This window comes from Bradyrhizobium diazoefficiens, assembly GCF_016612535.1.
GTDB lineage: Bacteria > Pseudomonadota > Alphaproteobacteria > Rhizobiales > Xanthobacteraceae > Bradyrhizobium > Bradyrhizobium diazoefficiens_C.
Genome location: NZ_JAENXS010000003.1, coordinates 350,730 through 365,872 on the forward strand (window position 1 = coordinate 350,730; position 15,143 = coordinate 365,872).

At 64.5% G+C, this 15,143-nt stretch carries 17 protein-coding genes; 9 read left to right on the top strand and 8 right to left on the bottom strand.

Annotation, left to right across the window (positions count from 1 at the left end; translation table 11 throughout):
* Positions 1 to 23 precede the first annotated feature (23 nt).
* Complete coding sequence (locus tag JJE66_RS32790; RefSeq protein ID WP_200519821.1) at positions 24 to 1,142, bottom strand: branched-chain amino acid ABC transporter substrate-binding protein; 1,119 nt, start codon at positions 1,140 to 1,142, stop codon at positions 24 to 26.
* Positions 1,143 to 1,455: 313 nt separating this feature from the next.
* On the opposite strand from JJE66_RS32790, the gene JJE66_RS32795 reads away from it, so the two are divergent.
* Positions 1,456 to 2,838, top strand: coding sequence for a hypothetical protein (locus tag JJE66_RS32795; protein ID WP_200519823.1), 1,383 nt, complete (start codon positions 1,456 to 1,458; stop codon positions 2,836 to 2,838).
* Between the two features lie 4 nt (positions 2,839 to 2,842).
* Here the strand turns inward: JJE66_RS32795 and JJE66_RS32800 are convergent, their stop codons facing one another.
* From JJE66_RS32800 to JJE66_RS32815, 4 genes are read right to left on the bottom strand one after another with little or no spacing between them, the layout of a single operon-like run.
* A complete protein-coding gene (locus JJE66_RS32800) occupies positions 2,843 to 3,586 on the bottom strand; it encodes an ABC transporter ATP-binding protein (RefSeq protein ID WP_200519825.1) in 744 nt (247 codons plus the stop codon).
* Entirely contained in the window at positions 3,583 to 4,428 is an 846-nt protein-coding gene (locus JJE66_RS32805; protein WP_283818542.1) for an ABC transporter ATP-binding protein, read from the bottom strand. The genes JJE66_RS32800 and JJE66_RS32805 overlap by 4 nt, the downstream gene beginning before the upstream one ends.
* A complete protein-coding gene (gene livM, locus JJE66_RS32810; protein WP_200519827.1) occupies positions 4,425 to 5,750 on the bottom strand; it encodes a high-affinity branched-chain amino acid ABC transporter permease LivM in 1,326 nt (441 codons plus the stop codon). Before livM ends, JJE66_RS32805 begins: the two co-directional genes overlap by 4 nt.
* A 13-nt stretch (positions 5,751 to 5,763) precedes the next feature.
* Complete coding sequence (locus JJE66_RS32815) at positions 5,764 to 6,681, bottom strand: ABC transporter permease subunit (RefSeq protein WP_200519830.1); 918 nt, start codon at positions 6,679 to 6,681, stop codon at positions 5,764 to 5,766.
* A gap of 276 nt (positions 6,682 to 6,957) precedes the next feature.
* Here JJE66_RS32815 and JJE66_RS32820 point away from each other — a divergent pair, with 276 nt between their 5' ends.
* Positions 6,958 to 7,098, top strand: coding sequence for a hypothetical protein (locus tag JJE66_RS32820; protein ID WP_200519832.1), 141 nt, complete (start codon positions 6,958 to 6,960; stop codon positions 7,096 to 7,098).
* Positions 7,099 to 7,287: 189 nt separating this feature from the next.
* Positions 7,288 to 7,824, top strand: a complete 537-nt coding sequence (locus JJE66_RS32825) for a hypothetical protein (protein ID WP_200519834.1) — start codon at positions 7,288 to 7,290, stop codon at positions 7,822 to 7,824.
* Here the strand turns inward: JJE66_RS32825 and JJE66_RS32830 are convergent.
* The 3 genes from JJE66_RS32830 to JJE66_RS32840 are packed head-to-tail and all read right to left on the bottom strand — an operon-like array spanning position 7,786 to position 10,363.
* Positions 7,786 to 8,178, bottom strand: coding sequence for a carboxymuconolactone decarboxylase family protein (locus tag JJE66_RS32830; RefSeq protein WP_200519842.1), 393 nt, complete (start codon positions 8,176 to 8,178; stop codon positions 7,786 to 7,788). The two genes, JJE66_RS32825 and JJE66_RS32830, sit on opposite strands and share 39 nt — an antisense overlap.
* A 20-nt stretch (positions 8,179 to 8,198) precedes the next feature.
* Positions 8,199 to 8,981: a 3-oxoadipate enol-lactonase gene (gene pcaD, locus JJE66_RS32835; RefSeq protein WP_200519844.1), complete on the bottom strand. Its 783-nt coding sequence runs from the start codon at positions 8,979 to 8,981 to the stop codon at positions 8,199 to 8,201.
* 26 nt (positions 8,982 to 9,007) lie between these two features.
* The gene (locus JJE66_RS32840; protein ID WP_200519846.1) at positions 9,008 to 10,363 is read right to left on the bottom strand and encodes a 3-carboxy-cis,cis-muconate cycloisomerase; all 1,356 of its coding nucleotides are present in this window, start codon (positions 10,361 to 10,363) and stop codon (positions 9,008 to 9,010) included.
* A gap of 172 nt (positions 10,364 to 10,535) precedes the next feature.
* Here JJE66_RS32840 and JJE66_RS32845 point away from each other — a divergent pair, with 172 nt between their 5' ends.
* From JJE66_RS32845 to JJE66_RS32870, 6 genes are all read left to right on the top strand, one after another.
* A complete protein-coding gene (locus JJE66_RS32845) occupies positions 10,536 to 10,982 on the top strand; it encodes a carbon monoxide dehydrogenase subunit G (protein ID WP_200519848.1) in 447 nt (148 codons plus the stop codon).
* A 139-nt stretch (positions 10,983 to 11,121) separates the two neighbouring features.
* Entirely contained in the window at positions 11,122 to 11,607 is a 486-nt protein-coding gene (locus tag JJE66_RS32850; protein WP_200519867.1) for a (2Fe-2S)-binding protein, read from the top strand.
* A gap of 30 nt (positions 11,608 to 11,637) precedes the next feature.
* Positions 11,638 to 12,456, top strand: a complete 819-nt coding sequence (locus JJE66_RS32855; RefSeq protein ID WP_200519869.1) for a xanthine dehydrogenase family protein subunit M — start codon at positions 11,638 to 11,640, stop codon at positions 12,454 to 12,456.
* A gap of 63 nt (positions 12,457 to 12,519) precedes the next feature.
* A complete protein-coding gene (locus tag JJE66_RS32860; RefSeq protein ID WP_200519877.1) occupies positions 12,520 to 13,458 on the top strand; it encodes a MoxR family ATPase in 939 nt (312 codons plus the stop codon).
* Positions 13,459 to 13,604: 146 nt separating this feature from the next.
* The gene (locus JJE66_RS32865) at positions 13,605 to 14,807 is read left to right on the top strand and encodes a VWA domain-containing protein (RefSeq protein ID WP_200519879.1); all 1,203 of its coding nucleotides are present in this window, start codon (positions 13,605 to 13,607) and stop codon (positions 14,805 to 14,807) included.
* 10 nt (positions 14,808 to 14,817) lie between these two features.
* On the top strand, positions 14,818 to 15,141 hold the full coding sequence (locus JJE66_RS32870; RefSeq protein ID WP_200519882.1) for an XdhC family protein: 324 nt from the start codon (positions 14,818 to 14,820) through the stop codon (positions 15,139 to 15,141).
* Positions 15,142 to 15,143: the final 2 nt, after the last annotated feature.

The following is a 15,143-nucleotide window of genomic DNA, read 5'->3' on the forward strand; positions in this document are numbered from 1 at the left end:
ATGAATAGGTCAGGCGTCGTGTCTCAGGTGCCGTTGCCCTTGATCTCGGCGTATCCGCCCTTGGCGTCCCATTTGTAGACGACGTAATCGAGCTGCTTGATGTCGCCCTTGGCGTCATACTCGATCGGGCCGATCACGGTGTCCCACTTGCCGGCCTTGAGGGCCGCCATCACCTTCTTGGCGTCCATGGTGCCGGCCTTCTTCGCTGCTTGCGACCAGACCTGCATCGCCGCATAGGTGTAGAGCGTGTAGCCCTCGGGGTCGATGTTCTTGGCCTTGAAGGCCTCGACGATCTTCTTCGCGGTCGGCTTGTTGCGCGGATCCGGACCGAAGGTGAACAGCGTGCCTTCGCCGGCTGGACCGGTGATGGAGGCATACTCCTTGTCGGCGAGTGCGTCGCCGGCCATCAGGATCGTCTTGAGACCCTGGTCGCGCATCTGGCGCAGGATCAGGCCTGACTCCTGATGATAGCCGCCGACATAGACCAGATCGATGCTGTCCTTCTTCAGCCGCGAGACGATCGCGTTAAAGTCCTTGTCGCCCTTGTTGTAGGATTCGGAGAGCTTCACGGTGACGCCGGCCTTGACGAGGGCCTTCTTGGTCTCGTCGGCGAGACCCTTGCCGTAAGTGGTCTTGTCGTCGAGAATCGCGATGTTCTTGCCCTTGAAGTTCTTCGCGATGTACTGCGCCGCAACCAGGCCCTGCTGATCGTCACGGCCACAGACGCGCGCCACGTTCCAGAGTCCGCTATCGGTAAACTTCGGATTGGTCGAGGCGGGGGTGATCTGGAGCACGTTGCCGTCGGCATAGGCTTCCGAGGCCGGGATCGACGAGGACGAGCAATAGTGCCCAGCGACGAACGGAATCTTGGCGCCGGCGATCTTCTCGGCGACCGAACGCGCCTGCTTCGGATCGCAGGCATCGTCCTCGATGTCGAGGGCGAGCTTCTTGCCGTTGACGCCGCCGGCGGTGTTGATATCGGCCACCGCCATTTCAGCGCCGTTCTTCATCTGGCGGCCGAAGGCAGACTCGGTGCCGGTCATCGGGCCTGCGACGGCGATGGTGACATCCTGCGCGAATGCCGCGCTCGACAGCGCGATCGACGCTCCGAATGCCAGACCGATAAGCTTCAGTGATTTCATGAGATACCTCGCGGGTGGTCGCCTGTGGAAGTTGCCGGGCTTGCCCGGTTCAAACCGCTCCTATTGTTGAATGAATTTTCGGAGAAGTCACCGGCAAAATACGGCCACTGGCGGAGATATCTCGCCACATTCGGCCGCACACGGTCCGCTGCATGATCCTCGCCTGATTTTGCGGGCACGGTGCGGGCCCTGCCTGGACCAACGAGAGCGATTGCAGCAGCACGCGAAATGTGATCAACTCAAGGGGATATCATTTATCTAATACAATCAGAAGACGTTGATCGAAGTGCACTCATTTTGATCGGAGAATTCCATGAAGAGTATTCTCCCGCTCGCAATTTTGGGCATCCTGATCGCGGCAGAGCCGCCTTCGCTCGCTCAGCAGGGACCGGATCCCGCCTTGCAGCGATTGAACGAATGCGTTGCCACCCCGCGGGCAAAACCGTCGACGCAGGAAGACATCTTCAAATCCTTCAACCCTGCGATCTCGGACCCTGACCGCGTCTCATGGTGCCTGTTCCTCTACGTGAACTCGCCAAGCACGACGGCGGGGAACAACAATGCGCTGTTCGAGACCTGGGCCAGCGACGGCGAGACATTCAACCCAAACCCGCAATGGCCAACCACGCCCGCACCGAAGGTTCTGCGGCCGAACATTCTGTTGCAGATTCGCGAAGCCGATCGGGCGTTTCAGCTGGGCAAGCAGGGACGCGCCTTTCAGCCCTTCGTGCTGCCGCCGCCGCGACCGCTGAAGGAAGGCGACAATCTCGAGGAGACCCGCCGCAACAAGATCGACTTCGACTTCATCGTTTCGCACGATCTTCACAAGATTTCGGGTCTGCAAAAGGCGTTCGAGACCTTCACGCGGGATCGCAAGCTTCTCGTCTTTCCCGCCGACGCGATCGAGGTCAAGGCGAACTGGTTTCCCGTGCAGGACCCGCAGGATCCAACCAAGAGCGGCATTCCCGGATATACGGGCAGTCCGGCCGACGCGGGCAAGTTCTATCATGTGAATACCGCGGGCGGTAAGCAGTACGCCCTCGTCTCCATGCACTTGATCTCGAAGATGGTGCCGAACTGGACGTGGGCGACCTTCGAGCACCAGAACAATCCGGGCCGCTGCGAATATATCGGCTGCCACGACAGCTTCGGTTCGGCGCACGCCATGGTCGCGCCCGATACGACGATCCCCGATCCCAAGGATCCGAGCTACCAGAATCCGGCGAACAATCCGAAGCCGTATCCCGCGTGCACGCACACGCCGGCGCTCGCGAGCCTGTTCAAGGAGGCGCAGCTCGATCCGGCCTACCAGTTCTACTGCCTGAAGGGGTCGCAGACCGATTTCACCGACGCGACCGGCATGGCGATCCGGCTCGGCAATTCGATCACGGAAGAGACCTTCGACTTCCAGTCGTCATGCATGACCTGCCACTCCCGTGCGGCATTCGGCGCCGATGGTTCGGCGACCACGATCGCCGGCTTCGACAATACGACCGGCGCTCCACTCGGTCCCGTGCACGGCGAATGGTACTGGTCGACCCAGATCGGCGGCCCCTGGGGACCGGCTGCACTGCCGATCGTCGCCGACAAGCAGATTCCGGCGGCGTTTTCCGCCGATTTCGTCTGGTCCATCCCATTCTGCGCGATCGACGACACCAGCAAGCCTGTTGCGAAGAGCCGCTGCGCCGCGAAGTAGACCGCTAGCCGTGTCGGCCGCCTTCGAGATAAGCGGCGCGAATCTCGGGGCGCTGCAACAACTCGACGCCGGTGCCGGCGAGCGTGATCAGGCCATTGACCATGACGTAGCCGCGATGGGCGAGCTTGAGCGCATGGTTGGCGTTCTGCTCGACGATCAGGACGGTCAGGCCGTCCTGCCGGTTCAGGGTGCGGATGGCATCAAAAATCTGGCGGGCGATCAGCGGCGCCAGCCCGAGCGAGGGTTCGTCGAGCAGGAGCAGGCGCGGCCGGCTCATCAGGGCGCGGCCGATCGCCAGCATCTGCTGCTCACCGCCGGACAGCGTGCCGCCGCGCTGGACGTAGCGTTCCTTCAGCCGCGGAAACAGCGTGAACACGCGCTCCAGCGTCGCTTCGCGCTCCGCATCGGTGCATTCGGTGGCATCCGCGCCCATCTGGAGGTTTTCCGCCACGCTCATGCGCGGGAAGATGCGACGGCCTTCCGGCGACTGCGCGATGCGCAGATGGGCGATCTCGTGGGTCGGCACGTCGGTGATGTCGCGGCCTTCGTAGAGAATCTGGCCGGCACGGGCGCGAGGCTTGCCGAAGATGGTCATCATCAGCGTCGACTTGCCGGCGCCGTTGGCGCCGATCAAGGCCACGATCTCCCCGGCATTGATTTCGACGTCGACGCCCTTCAGTGCCTCGATCTTGCCGTAGGCGGCGCGAAGGCTGCGGATCGCGAGCAGGGGAGTGGGGGCAGCCGTCACGACCCGCTCTCCATCACGGCCACGGCCTCTTCCTCGTCGGTGCCGAGATAGGCCGCGATCACCTTGGGATCGTCGCGCACTTCCTGCGGCGTGCCTTGGGCGATCTTCACGCCGTGGTCCATCACCACGATGTGGTCGGAGATCTCCATCACCACGGACATGTCGTGCTCGATCAGGAGGATCGAGGTGCCGAGCTCGTTGCGGATCGACAGCAGGAGCTCGCTGAGCGCAGCGCTCTCGCGCGCATTGAGGCCGGCGGCGGGCTCATCCAGGCACAGAAGCGCGGGCTCGGTGCACATCGCGCGCGCGATCTCCAGCCGGCGCTGGTCGCCATAGGCGAGATTGCCGGCAGCATCGTCGGCGCGATCCAGCAGGTTGATCCGCTTGAGCCAGTCGGTGGCGAGCGCGATCGCGTGTTTTTCGGCGCCGCGGTAGGTGGGCGCGCCGATCAGGCCGAGAAAGGTGAACCCGGAGGCGCGCATCAGTACGTTGTGCTGCGCCACCATCAGGTTCTCCAGCGCGGTCATGCCGGGAAACAGCCGGATGTTCTGGAAGGTACGCGCGACCTTGGCCTGCTTGGCGATGCGGAAATCGTTCAGTCGCTCCAGCGCGATCTGCCTGCCGTCGTCGTGGGTGAGGCGGATGGCGCCGCCGCTCGGCTTGTAGAAGCCGGTGATGCAGTTGAACACGGTGGTCTTGCCGGCGCCGTTCGGTCCGATCAGCGCGGTGATCTTCCTCCGTTCGGCCGCAAACGACAGGTCCTGCACGGCAACGATGCCGCCGAAGCGCATGGTGAGCTTGTCGACGCCAAGAATCTTGTCGCTCATGGTCTCGCCGCTCATCCGTGCCCTTCCTTGACGAGGTCGGAGGAGATAGCTTGCGCCTTGGTCAGATAGACGGTCGGCGCGCGATGGCCAATGATGCCGCGCGGCCGCCAGATCATGATCAGCACCATCGCCATGCCGAATACCAGCATGCGGTAGCCCTCGAGGCTGCGGAACAGCTCGAAGCCGCCGATCATCGTGAGCGCTGCGAGCGCGACACCGAGCTGCGAGCCCATGCCGCCGAGCACGACAATGGCGAGCACCAGCGCCGATTCCTGGAAGGTGAAGGATTCCGGGCTGATGAAGCCCTGACGGGTGGCGAAGAACGCGCCAGCGAAGCCGCCGAACATGGCGCCGGTCGCAAAGGCCGTGAGCTTGGTAGTCGTGGTGTTGATGCCGAGCGCACGGCAGGCGACCTCGTCCTCGCGCAAGGCTTCCCAGGCGCGGCCGATCGGCAGGCGGCGCAGGCGGATCGTCACCCAGTTGGTGAGCAGCGCGAGCGCCAGGATCAAATAGAACAGGAAGACGATGCGATGGGTCGGCGAGTATTCGATGCCGAGCTTTGCCGCGAGCCCGTCGTCGCTGTTGTCGAGCGGAATGCCGAAGAAGCTCGGGCGGGGAATGCCGGAGACGCCGTTGGGGCCGCCGGTCAGATCCTGCCAGTTGATGATGACGAGGCGGATGATCTCACCGAATGCAAGCGTCACGATGGCGAGATAGTCGCCGCGCAGGCGCAGCACGGGGAAGCCGAGCAGCACGCCCCAGAACGCGGCCAGGATGCCGGCGAGCGGCAGGCAGACCCAGAACGACCAGCCGAAATTGGTGGCGAGCAGCGCGTAGGAATAGGCGCCCACCGCATAGAAGGCGACGTAGCCGAGATCGAGCAGGCCGGCGAGCCCGACCACCACGTTGAGGCCCCAGCCCAGCATGACATAGGTGAGCACGAGGATCGCGAGGTCGAGGATATAGCGCTGGTTATAGAAGATCACCGGCACCAGCAGGGTGAAGATCAGGAGCGCCGGCGCGAGGTAGCGGCCGATGAACGACAGGCCGCTGTGCACAGCGGGCGGCACCAGCTTCTCGGCGCCGGTCGGGCCGATCCATTGCCGCAATAGGTCGATCACGATCGAGCCGCCGAACACCGCAGCGACGATCGAGGCGAGGTCGCCGAAGCGCGTCCAGTAGGTCAGCTGGCCATCGGAGCCTGCCTCGGTGCGAATGCCGATCATCAACGAGAACAGCACCAGCGCGATCAGCGCGTTGACGAAGGCGGTTTTCAGAAGGGCGGGGATGCCGGCGGTGCGACTTGCGTTGGTGGTCTTGTGCGGGATGGGTGTCACGCGGGGCGGTCCGTCAGACTTTTTCGACTTCGGGACGGCCGAGCAGGCCGGTCGGCATGAAGATCAGCACGACGATCAGGATCGAGAACGCGGCGACGTCCTTGTATTCGACCGAGAAATAGGCCGACCACATCGTTTCGATCAGGCCGATCGCGAGGCCGCCGAGCATGGCGCCGGGCAGCGAGCCGATGCCGCCGAGCACGGCCGCCGTGAACGCTTTGATACCGGCGACGAAGCCCATGAAGAAATCGACCAGGCCGTAATAGAGCAGGTACATCAGACCCGCGACCGCGGCGAGCGCAGCACCAATCACGAAGGTCATGGAGATGGTGCGGTCGACGTCGACGCCAAGCAGCGCCGCCATGGTCTGGTCCTGCTCGCACGCGCGCATGTCGCGCCCGAGCCTTGTGCGCGAGACCAGCCAGGTGAAGATCGCCAGCAGCACGATCGTGGTGATCACGACCACGATCTGGACGTTGGAAAGCCGGATCACGAAACCGTCGGCGCTCTCATGCAGCGTGTAGCCGCCGGTGATCAGGGGCGGGATCGGCTTGACGCGGGCGCCCTGCGCAATCTGCGAGTAATTGGTGAGCACGAAAGACATGCCGATCGCCGACAGCATTGGGGCGAGCCGGAACGAATGGCGCAGCGGCCGGTAGGCGATGCGCTCGATGGTCCAGCCGTAGAGTGCCGTGATCGCCATCGAGACCAGCAGCACCACGAGCAGGATCACCGGGATCGCAGTCAGCCCGAGCGAGATCAGGATCAAAAAGGTGATGAGGGCGATGAAGCCGCCGATCATGAAGACGTCGCCATGGGCGAAGTTAATCATGCCGACAATGCCGTAGACCATCGTGTAGCCGATCGCGATCAGGCCGTAGATGGAGCCGAGCACGAGGCCGTTGATGAGCTGCTGGGCGAAATAATCCATAGGCTGCCGTTACCAAACCTGACGCGGGCTCAAAGGGAGCTCTGAAGAGTAAGTTTCTGGGCCCCGGCAGCCCCTCAGCATTCTTCCCGTTTTGTAACAGGAGGGAACTGGCGGCTGCAACTGGCGATGCCTTGGCATAAAGGCTTGTGCAGAACTCATTTCATTACGGCAGTCATCTCGCGGTTCCGCACCTGCGAGGAACCTGGTTCCGCACAGCAACCACGGTGGCCGCCGCCTGTTATCTGCCGACCGACGTCCAACAAGGGAGTTTCCCGAATGACGAAGCAGCAGAACCAGAACCCCGGCCAACAGCAGGGTGGCGGTCATAAGCCCGGCCAGCAGCAGCAGGATCCGCAGCGCCAAGGCGATAAGCCCGGCCAGCAGCAGGGCGGCCAGCGCGGCCAGGAGGACAGCTAATTTGGGAGCCCAAGAGCAAAAGGGGCGTGAGACGAAGGCCCCGCCAGAAGGCGGGGCCTTTATCTTTGGGCGAACCGGCCCGGCGATTAAGGTAAACGAAGGGTTTAAATTGCCGCCGCAGTCCGATGCGAGTTAGCTCCCGGCAAAGCCTTCCATCGAGGGCGCGTAGCAGGCGAAGCGGGAAGCGGCATGTTCAGGAATTGGCGGATCGGCTCGGTCAACGGCGCGCTGCTGGCGGCCTATTTCATCCCGGCCTGGACGCTGGTCGCCTTCAACATCATGGTGGCGCCGGTGCACGGCCTCTATGAGCGGCCGAGCGTCGCCGTGGCGCTGTTCCTCAGCGATCAGCTTCAAATGTCGGGCATGAGCACGGTGCGTGCCGCCTGGCTGCTGGCGCTCGGACGGCTGACGGTGGTGGCGTTCTTCGCGATCTATCTTGCGCTGCTCGCCATTCCGCGTACCCGCAGGAGCGGGGGTAGCGACGAAGCGCTCGGCATTGCGCTGGCGATCGGCAGCCTGATCTCGTTCGCGAGCATGGTGATGGCCTCGAAGGTCGGCGAAATGGCCGCCCTCCGCCTGCACGCCACCGAGCTCCTGCTGCTGCTCGGTGCTGCAGTCGTGCTGGTGATCGAACGGCCGGCGACCGCGCCCAAGACGGTCGAGGCTCCCGTCGAGGCCACCGCACCGTTAGGTCTTGAGCAGGCCGAGCTCCTGCACAATGGCTGAGGCTTCCTTGACAGCGTGGTTCGCCGCCGGAACGCCGCAATAGACCGCCTGCTGGAGCAGGATTTCCTTGATATCGTCGGGGGTAAAGCCGCCCTCCGCGAGCGCCGCGCGAACGTGCAGGCGGAACTCGTCCCATTGCCCGAGCGCGACCATGGTGCCGATCACCAGCACGCGGCGCGTGCGTTCGTCGAAATGCGGCCGCGTCCAGATCTCGCCCCAGGCATAGCGCGTGATCATGTCCTGGAAGTCGGTGTTGAACGCATTGCGGTTGGCGATCGATTTGTCGACCCAGGCATTGCCAAGCACCTTGCGGCGCACGTTCATGCCGGCATCGCGGCGCGTCTGGTCGTCCATGTTGTTTCTCCGGATAGCGTCTAGCGCTGCGTCAGGAAGCCCACCACCGCGTCGGTGAACGCGTGCGGCTGCTCGACGTTGGAAATGTGGGCGGCGTCGATGATGGTCATGCCGGCGCCGGGAATGTTCGAGCGGATCAGCTCCCCCGCCGAGATCGGGGTTGCCTGGTCATGGCGGCCGGCGATCACCAAGGTCGGGCTCTTGATCTTCGGCAGCAGCGCGCGCTGGTCGAGCGTCGACAGCGCCTCGCAGCAGGCGAGATAGCCCTCGACCGGGGTGGCGAGCAGCATCGCCTTCATCTTCGCCGTGATGTCGGGCTCGCGTTCACGGAAATCCTGGGTGAGCCAGCCGGCAATCACGGCATCGGCGACCGCTGCGATGCCGCCCTTCTTCACGGCGTCGATGCGCTCCAGCCATTTGGTCGGCTCGGGGTAGTAGCAGGAGGTGTTGGAGAGGATGAGCTTGCCGAAGCGCTCCGGCGCGTTGGCGCCCAGCCATTGCCCGACCATGCCGCCCATCGACAGGCCGCACCAGTGCACCTTCTCGATGTTGAGATCGTCGAGGATCGCCAGCACGTCGCGGCCGAAGCGCTCCATCGTGTAGGGCGCGGGCGGCACGCCGGACTTGCCGTGGCCGCGGCGGTCGTAGCGGATGACGCGGAATATCTGCGTCAGCGCCTTCATCTGCGGCTCCCACATCTGCAGCGTGCAGCCGAGCGAGTTGGAGAGCATCAAGGTCGGCCCGCCGTCGCGGCCCTCGACGGAGACGTTGATCAGGCAACCGTCGGTATCGATCATCGGCATGCGGCGTCTCCGTTTTATTCGCGGTTCTATTCGCGCTCGAGGCTGTCGAGCAGCCGGTCGATCAGGGCTTGAGAAGCCCCTTGATAGGCCATCGGCTCGAACAAAGCCGCAATTTTTTCCGGTGCGAGATGCGCAGTCACTAGCGAATCGGCAGACAGCACTTCGCGCAGATGCTTCTTCTCGGCGACCGCGCGCTTGCTCGCAGCCTCGATGAGATGATGCGCATCGCTCTTGCCGATCTTTTCGGCCAGCGCAAAGGTGACCGCTTCGGCCATGATCAGCCCGCGCGTCGCATCCAGATTGCTGCGCATGCGTGCGGCATCGACGTCGAGGCCCTCGGCGATGTCGACGATGGCCGCAAGCGCGCCCGAGGTGACCAGCATCAATTGAGGCAGCGTCGGCCATTCCGCGTGCCAGGGCCCGGCGCTGCGCTCATGGTCCTGGATCTGCGCGGCAAAGATCGTCGCAGCGAGCTGCGGAGCCATGGTCGCGCAGCCCAGGGCGCTTGCGGCCGCGACCGGGTTGCGCTTATGCGGCATGGTCGAGGAGCCGCCACGGCCTTCGGCGGCAGGCTCGAAGGCTTCGGCGACATCGGTTTGCATCATCAGCGAGACGTCGCGCGCGATCTTGCCGCAGCTTCCAGCAAGAATCGCGAAGCACGATGCGGCCTCCGCGATCCGATCGCGATGGGTGTGCCAGGGCGCTTCGGGCAGCGGCAGGTTCAGCTCCTGGGCCAGCCGTTCGGCGACCGCGAGCCCCTTGTCGGCGAGCGCCGCCAGCGTGCCTGCGGCGCCGCCGAATTGCAGCGCGAGGCCGTCGCGGCGGAGCCGACGCAGGCGGCAGCGAGAGCGGGCGAGACTTGCGGCATATTCGGCGGCCTTCAGCCCGAACGGCATCGGCAGCGCGTGCTGCAGCCAGGTCCGCGCCACCATCGCGGTGTTGCGATGGCTGCGGGCCAGCGCAGCAAAGCCCTTGATGGCACGGCTGAGGTCGGCATCCAAAGCGTCGATGCCGGCGCGCAAGCCGAGCATGGTCGCGCTGTCGATGATGTCCTGGCTGGTTGCACCCCAATGCACGTAGCGTGCGGCCTCTGCGTCGGCCCTGCCGACATTGGCGGTCAGCATCTTGACCAGGGGGATCGCGAGATTGCCCGACCGCGTCGCGGCCTCGGCCAGGACGGCCATGTCGAAACTGTCAGCCTTGCAGGCGACTTCGATCGGGCCCACAGCGGACGCGGGAATCACGCTCGTTGCGGCCTCAGCCCGGGCGAGGGCTGCCTCGAAATCGAGCATGTTTTGCAGGGTCGCCCGGTCGTCGCAGACGGCGCGCATGGCGGCGCTCGACAGCATCGGCGCAAGCAGGGGGGAGAGGGCTGTGCTCATGTTGCGCGGGACCTAATCACCATGCCCCGGCTCTGCCAATCCCAAACCGGCCGTGCAAGCCTGTTGCGGGTGCGAATATGCATTGCACGTGGCCGGGGGCTGCCCTTTCCTTTGCGGCCTCCCTGCGTTACTTGAGCAACATCATAATTGCTGCGATCCAGGGAGGCACCCCATGGCCATGACAATGAACGGCGAAGTCCAGCTTGCGGCGCCGCGTGAGGCCGTATGGGAGAAGCTCAACGACCCCGCGGTGCTCAAGACCTGCATCCCCGGCTGCGAGGAGCTGGAGAGGACCGACGACGGCGGTTTTCGCGCGACGGCGAAAATGAAGGTCGGCCCGGTATCGGCGCGCTTCAAGGGCAAGGTGACGCTCAGCGATCTCGACCCGCCGAACGGCTACAAGATCTCCGGCGAGGGCGAGGGCGGGGTGGCCGGCTTCGCCAAGGGCGGCGCGGTCGTGAAGCTCGCCGAGAAGGATGGCGGCACGCTGCTGTCCTACGAGGTCGAGGCGCAGATCGGCGGCAAGTTGGCGCAGCTCGGACAGCGCCTGATCAACGGCACCGCCAAGAAACTGGCCGATGAGTTTTTCGCGAATTTCGCCAAGGCGGTACAGGGCTAGAGGGTATCGCCTTTCGGCATAGCGGCTTGCGTCCCGGGCAATGTTGCCCCAGCGGACAATGGCCAATATGATGGGTTGGAATAATTATAAAAAAGAACCGCTTCGACGGGACCCGTCGGGGCGCTGATAGAGAGTGCTTATGGCAAAAATCTCCCTTATCGTGAACGGCAATCCTGTCACCGGCAATGTCGACCCGCGCACGCTTCTGGTGCAGTTTCTGCGCGAGAATCTGCGGCTGACCGGCACCCATGTCGGGTGCGACACCTCGCAGTGCGGCGCCTGCGTCGTGCATCTCGACGGCAAGGCCGTGAAGTCCTGCACGACGCTTGCCGTGATGGCCGACGGCCACGAGGTCAAGACCATCGAGGGACTGGCCGCCGACGGCGCGCCACTGCATCCGATGCAGGAAGCTTTCCGTGAACACCACGGCCTGCAGTGCGGCTTCTGCACGCCCGGCATGATCATGACCGCGATCGACATCGTGCATCGCAAGGGCCACGAGCTCGACGACCGCACCATCCGCGAGGAGCTGGAAGGCAATCTCTGCCGCTGCACCGGCTACCAGAACATCGTCGCCTCGATCTCCGCCGGCGCCAAGGCGATGGCGAAATCCGATCTCGCGTAACCGCGCGCCCTCCGCGATCAGGACACCCACATGTACGAATTCAAATACCATCGCCCCGCGACCGTGCGGCAGGCCGCCAATCTCCTGGTGAAGAACGAAGACGCCAAGCTGATTGCCGGCGGCCACACGCTGATTCCCGTCATGAAGCAGCGCCTTGCGAGCCCGCCGCATCTGGTCGACCTCTCCCACATCGAGGGGCTCAACGCGATCGAGATGAAGGGCCGCGCGCTCGTGATCGGTGCCACCGCCAAGCACGCTGAGGTCGCGACCTCGGCCATCGTCGGTGAGGCGATCCCGGCGCTCGCCGATCTGGCCGGCCAGATCGGTGATCCCGCTGTGCGCCACAAGGGCACCATCGGCGGCTCGCTCGCCAACAATGATCCGACTGCGGACTATCCGGCCGCCGTGCTCGCACTCGGCGCGACCATCGTCACCAACAAGCGGCGCCTCAAGGCGGAAGAGTATTTCCAGGGCCTGTTCACGACCGCGCTGGAAGCCGACGAGATCATCACCAAGGTGATGTTCCCGCTGCCGAAGAAGGCGGCCTATATCAAGTTCCGCAACCAGGCCTCGCGTTACGCGCTGGTCGGCGTGTTCGTGGCGCGGCGTCCGTCGGACGTGCGTGTCGCCGTCACCGGCGCCGGCTCCGATGGTGTGTTCCGCATCGAGGCGTTCGAGGAAGCGCTGAAGAAGCGGTTCTCCTCGAAAGTGCTCGACGGCATCGAGGTGCCGGCGGAGGGGCTCAACAGCGACATCCACGGCAGCGCCGAATACCGCGCGCACCTCATCGGCGTGCTGACACGGCGCGCTCTCGACGCCGCCAATGCCAAGGAAAATATAAAGGAATGAGTGGGCCTTGCACTTTGGCCCGATACTTGCCCATCGTGAGGGCGTAGCGAGACTGGCTCTTTCATGACTTCAGCGACCAATACTTCCGGTGCCAATACTTCAGTTGTATTGCCGGCATCGGTCGACGCGATGCTCGAACTTTTGACGTCGCGTGGCTATCTCGCCGAGCGGTCGCTGGCGACGGTGACGTATCTCGCGCTGCGCATGGGCCGGCCGCTATTCCTCGAAGGCGAGGCCGGCGTCGGCAAGACCGAGATCGCAAAGGTGCTGTCGGCGGCGCTGGGGCGGAAGCTGATCCGCCTGCAGTGCTACGAAGGCCTCGATGTCTCCTCGGCGGTCTATGAGTGGAACAGCGCCGCGCAGATGATCGCGATCCGGATGGCGGAAGCCGCCGGCGACACCGATCGCGACCAGCTCTCGAGCGACATCTTCGCCGACCGCTACATGATCAAGCGGCCGCTGCTCCAGGCGCTGGAGCCCGACGTTGCCGGCCCGCCGGTGCTGCTGATCGACGAGCTCGACCGCGCCGACGAGGCGTTCGAGGCCTATCTCCTGGAAATCCTCAGCGACTTCCAGGTAACGATTCCCGAGTTCGGCACCGTGAAGGCGCCGCATCCGCCGATCGTCATCATCACCTCCAACCGAACCCGCGAGATTCACGACGCGCTGAAACGGCGCTGTCTCTATCACTGGGTCGACTATCCCGCCGCCGACCGTGAGCTCGCGATCGTCAAGTCGCGCGTGCCCGGGATCTCCGCAAAACTGTCGCAGCAGGTCGTGCGATTCGTGCAGGCGCTGCGCAACCAGGATTTCTACAAATCGCCGGGCGTCGCCGAGACCATCGACTGGGCCACTGCGCTGTCCGAGCTCGACGCCCGCTCGCTGACCCCGCAAGTGGTCGGCGACACGCTGGGCGCGCTGCTCAAATACCAGGACGACATCACGCGGATGCAGGGCGACACTCTGCAGAAAGTGCTGAAGGAAGCGACGAGCGAGAATTGACGCGTGCGTCACAACTAACTCGTCATTCCGGGGCGACGCGCAAGCGTCGAGCCCGGAAACCATCGGGCTGCAGAGTTGGTAGAAAAATGGATTCCGGGCTCGCGCCAAGGGGCGCGCCCCGGAATGACGGCTGAGAGTGTGAATCTATGGCCATCAACCACCTCGCGCCGGACAAGACCGAGCAGTTCGCCGACAATATCGTCGGCTTTGCCCGCGCGCTGCGTGCGGCCGGCATGCCGGTCGGCCCGGGCGCGGTAATCGATGCCATGAACGCGCTTCCTGTGATCGAGATCGGCAACCGCGCCGATGTCTTCACCACGCTGGAGGCGATCTTCGTCAAGCGCCACGAGCATGCGCTGATCTTTCGTCAGGCCTTCAACCTGTTCTTCCGCGCCTCGGAAGAGTGGAAGCATATGCTGGATTCGGTGCCGCTGCCGGATCAGGCCAAGAAGAAGCCACAGGCCGGCTCGCGCCGCGTGCAGGAGGCGATGTCGCAGCCGAAAATGACGGAGACGCCGCAGCACCAGGAGCACGATCTGCGCCTGTCGGTCTCCGACAAGGAAATCCTGCAGAAGAAGGACTTTGCACAGATGAGCGCGGCGGAGATCACTGAGGCGCTGCGCGCGATCGAGCGGATGCGGCTGCCGCAGGCCGAACTTTTGACGCGTCGGCGCCAGCCCGATCCGCGCGGGCTGCGCCTCGACATGCGCCGCACGCTGCGCGCGTCCTTGCGCACCGGCGGCGACATCATCGATCTCCATCGCCTCGGCCGGATCGAAAAACCCGCCCCGATCGTGGCGCTGCTCGATATCTCCGGGTCGATGAGCGAGTACACCCGCCTGTTCCTGCATTTCCTGCATGCCGTCGGCGACGCGCGCAAGCGCGTCTCGGTGTTCCTGTTCGGCACCCGGCTCACCAATGTGACGCGCGCGTTACGCCAGCGCGATCCCGACGAGGCGCTGGCAAGCTGCTCGGCGGCGGTCGAGGACTGGGCCGGCGGTACGCGGATCTCGGCCTCGCTGCACAACTTCAACAAATTGTGGGCGCGGCGCGTGCTCAGCCAGGGCGCGATCGTGCTGCTGATTTCCGACGGGCTGGAGCGGGAAGCCGATTCCAGGCTCGCCTTCGAGATGGATCGGCTGCACCGCTCCTGCCGGCGGCTGATCTGGCTCAACCCGCTGCTGCGTTTCGGCGGCTTCGAGGCCAAGGCGCAGGGCATCAAAATGATGCTCCCGCACGTTGACGAATTCCGCCCGGTACATAATTTGAGTTCGATCCAGGAGCTGATCACCACGCTGTCCCGGCCGCTGCCGCCGCATCACCGCAGCCTGATCCGCCCCGCAGCCTGAGAGGCCCACCATGCTCGATCGCGACGAGGATATTCTGAAGGCGGCGGAGGACTGGCAGAAGGCCGGCCGTGGCGTCGCGCTGGCCACTGTTGTCGAGACCTGGGGCTCGGCTCCGCGCCCGGCGGGCTCGAGCCTCGTCATCAACGACGAAGGCACGTTTCTGGGCTCGGTCTCCGGCGGCTGCGTCGAGGGCGCGGTGGTCGCGGAAGCCATGGACGTGATCCAGAGCGGCAAGCCCAGGATGCTCGAGTTCGGCGTGGCCGACGAGACCGCCTGGAACGTCGGGCTGTCTTGCGGCGGCACCATCCGCGTCTTCGTCGAGAAGGTCGGCTAGCC

Bases quoted from the DNA above. Each gene is read 5' to 3' on its own strand.
- JJE66_RS32840 (WP_200519846.1), bottom strand. From the start codon at position 10,363: ATGAGCACAGCCCTCTCCCCCCTGCTTGCGCCGATGCTGTCGAGCGCC.
- JJE66_RS32815 (WP_200519830.1), bottom strand. From the start codon at position 6,681: ATGGATTATTTCGCCCAGCAGCTCATCAACGGCCTCGTGCTCGGCTCC.
- JJE66_RS32850 (WP_200519867.1), top strand. From the start codon at position 11,122: ATGGCAAAAATCTCCCTTATCGTGAACGGCAATCCTGTCACCGGCAAT.
- JJE66_RS32870 (WP_200519882.1), top strand. From the start codon at position 14,818: ATGCTCGATCGCGACGAGGATATTCTGAAGGCGGCGGAGGACTGGCAG.
- JJE66_RS32865 (WP_200519879.1), top strand. From the start codon at position 13,605: ATGGCCATCAACCACCTCGCGCCGGACAAGACCGAGCAGTTCGCCGAC.
- JJE66_RS32820 (WP_200519832.1), top strand. From the start codon at position 6,958: ATGACGAAGCAGCAGAACCAGAACCCCGGCCAACAGCAGGGTGGCGGT.
- JJE66_RS32855 (WP_200519869.1), top strand. From the start codon at position 11,638: ATGTACGAATTCAAATACCATCGCCCCGCGACCGTGCGGCAGGCCGCC.
- JJE66_RS32825 (WP_200519834.1), top strand. From the start codon at position 7,288: ATGTTCAGGAATTGGCGGATCGGCTCGGTCAACGGCGCGCTGCTGGCG.
- JJE66_RS32845 (WP_200519848.1), top strand. From the start codon at position 10,536: ATGGCCATGACAATGAACGGCGAAGTCCAGCTTGCGGCGCCGCGTGAG.
- JJE66_RS32805 (WP_283818542.1), bottom strand. From the start codon at position 4,428: ATGAGCGGCGAGACCATGAGCGACAAGATTCTTGGCGTCGACAAGCTC.
- JJE66_RS32860 (WP_200519877.1), top strand. From the start codon at position 12,520: ATGACTTCAGCGACCAATACTTCCGGTGCCAATACTTCAGTTGTATTG.
- JJE66_RS32795 (WP_200519823.1), top strand. From the start codon at position 1,456: ATGAAGAGTATTCTCCCGCTCGCAATTTTGGGCATCCTGATCGCGGCA.
- JJE66_RS32830 (WP_200519842.1), bottom strand. From the start codon at position 8,178: ATGGACGACCAGACGCGCCGCGATGCCGGCATGAACGTGCGCCGCAAG.
- pcaD (WP_200519844.1), bottom strand. From the start codon at position 8,981: ATGCCGATGATCGATACCGACGGTTGCCTGATCAACGTCTCCGTCGAG.
- JJE66_RS32790 (WP_200519821.1), bottom strand. From the start codon at position 1,142: ATGAAATCACTGAAGCTTATCGGTCTGGCATTCGGAGCGTCGATCGCG.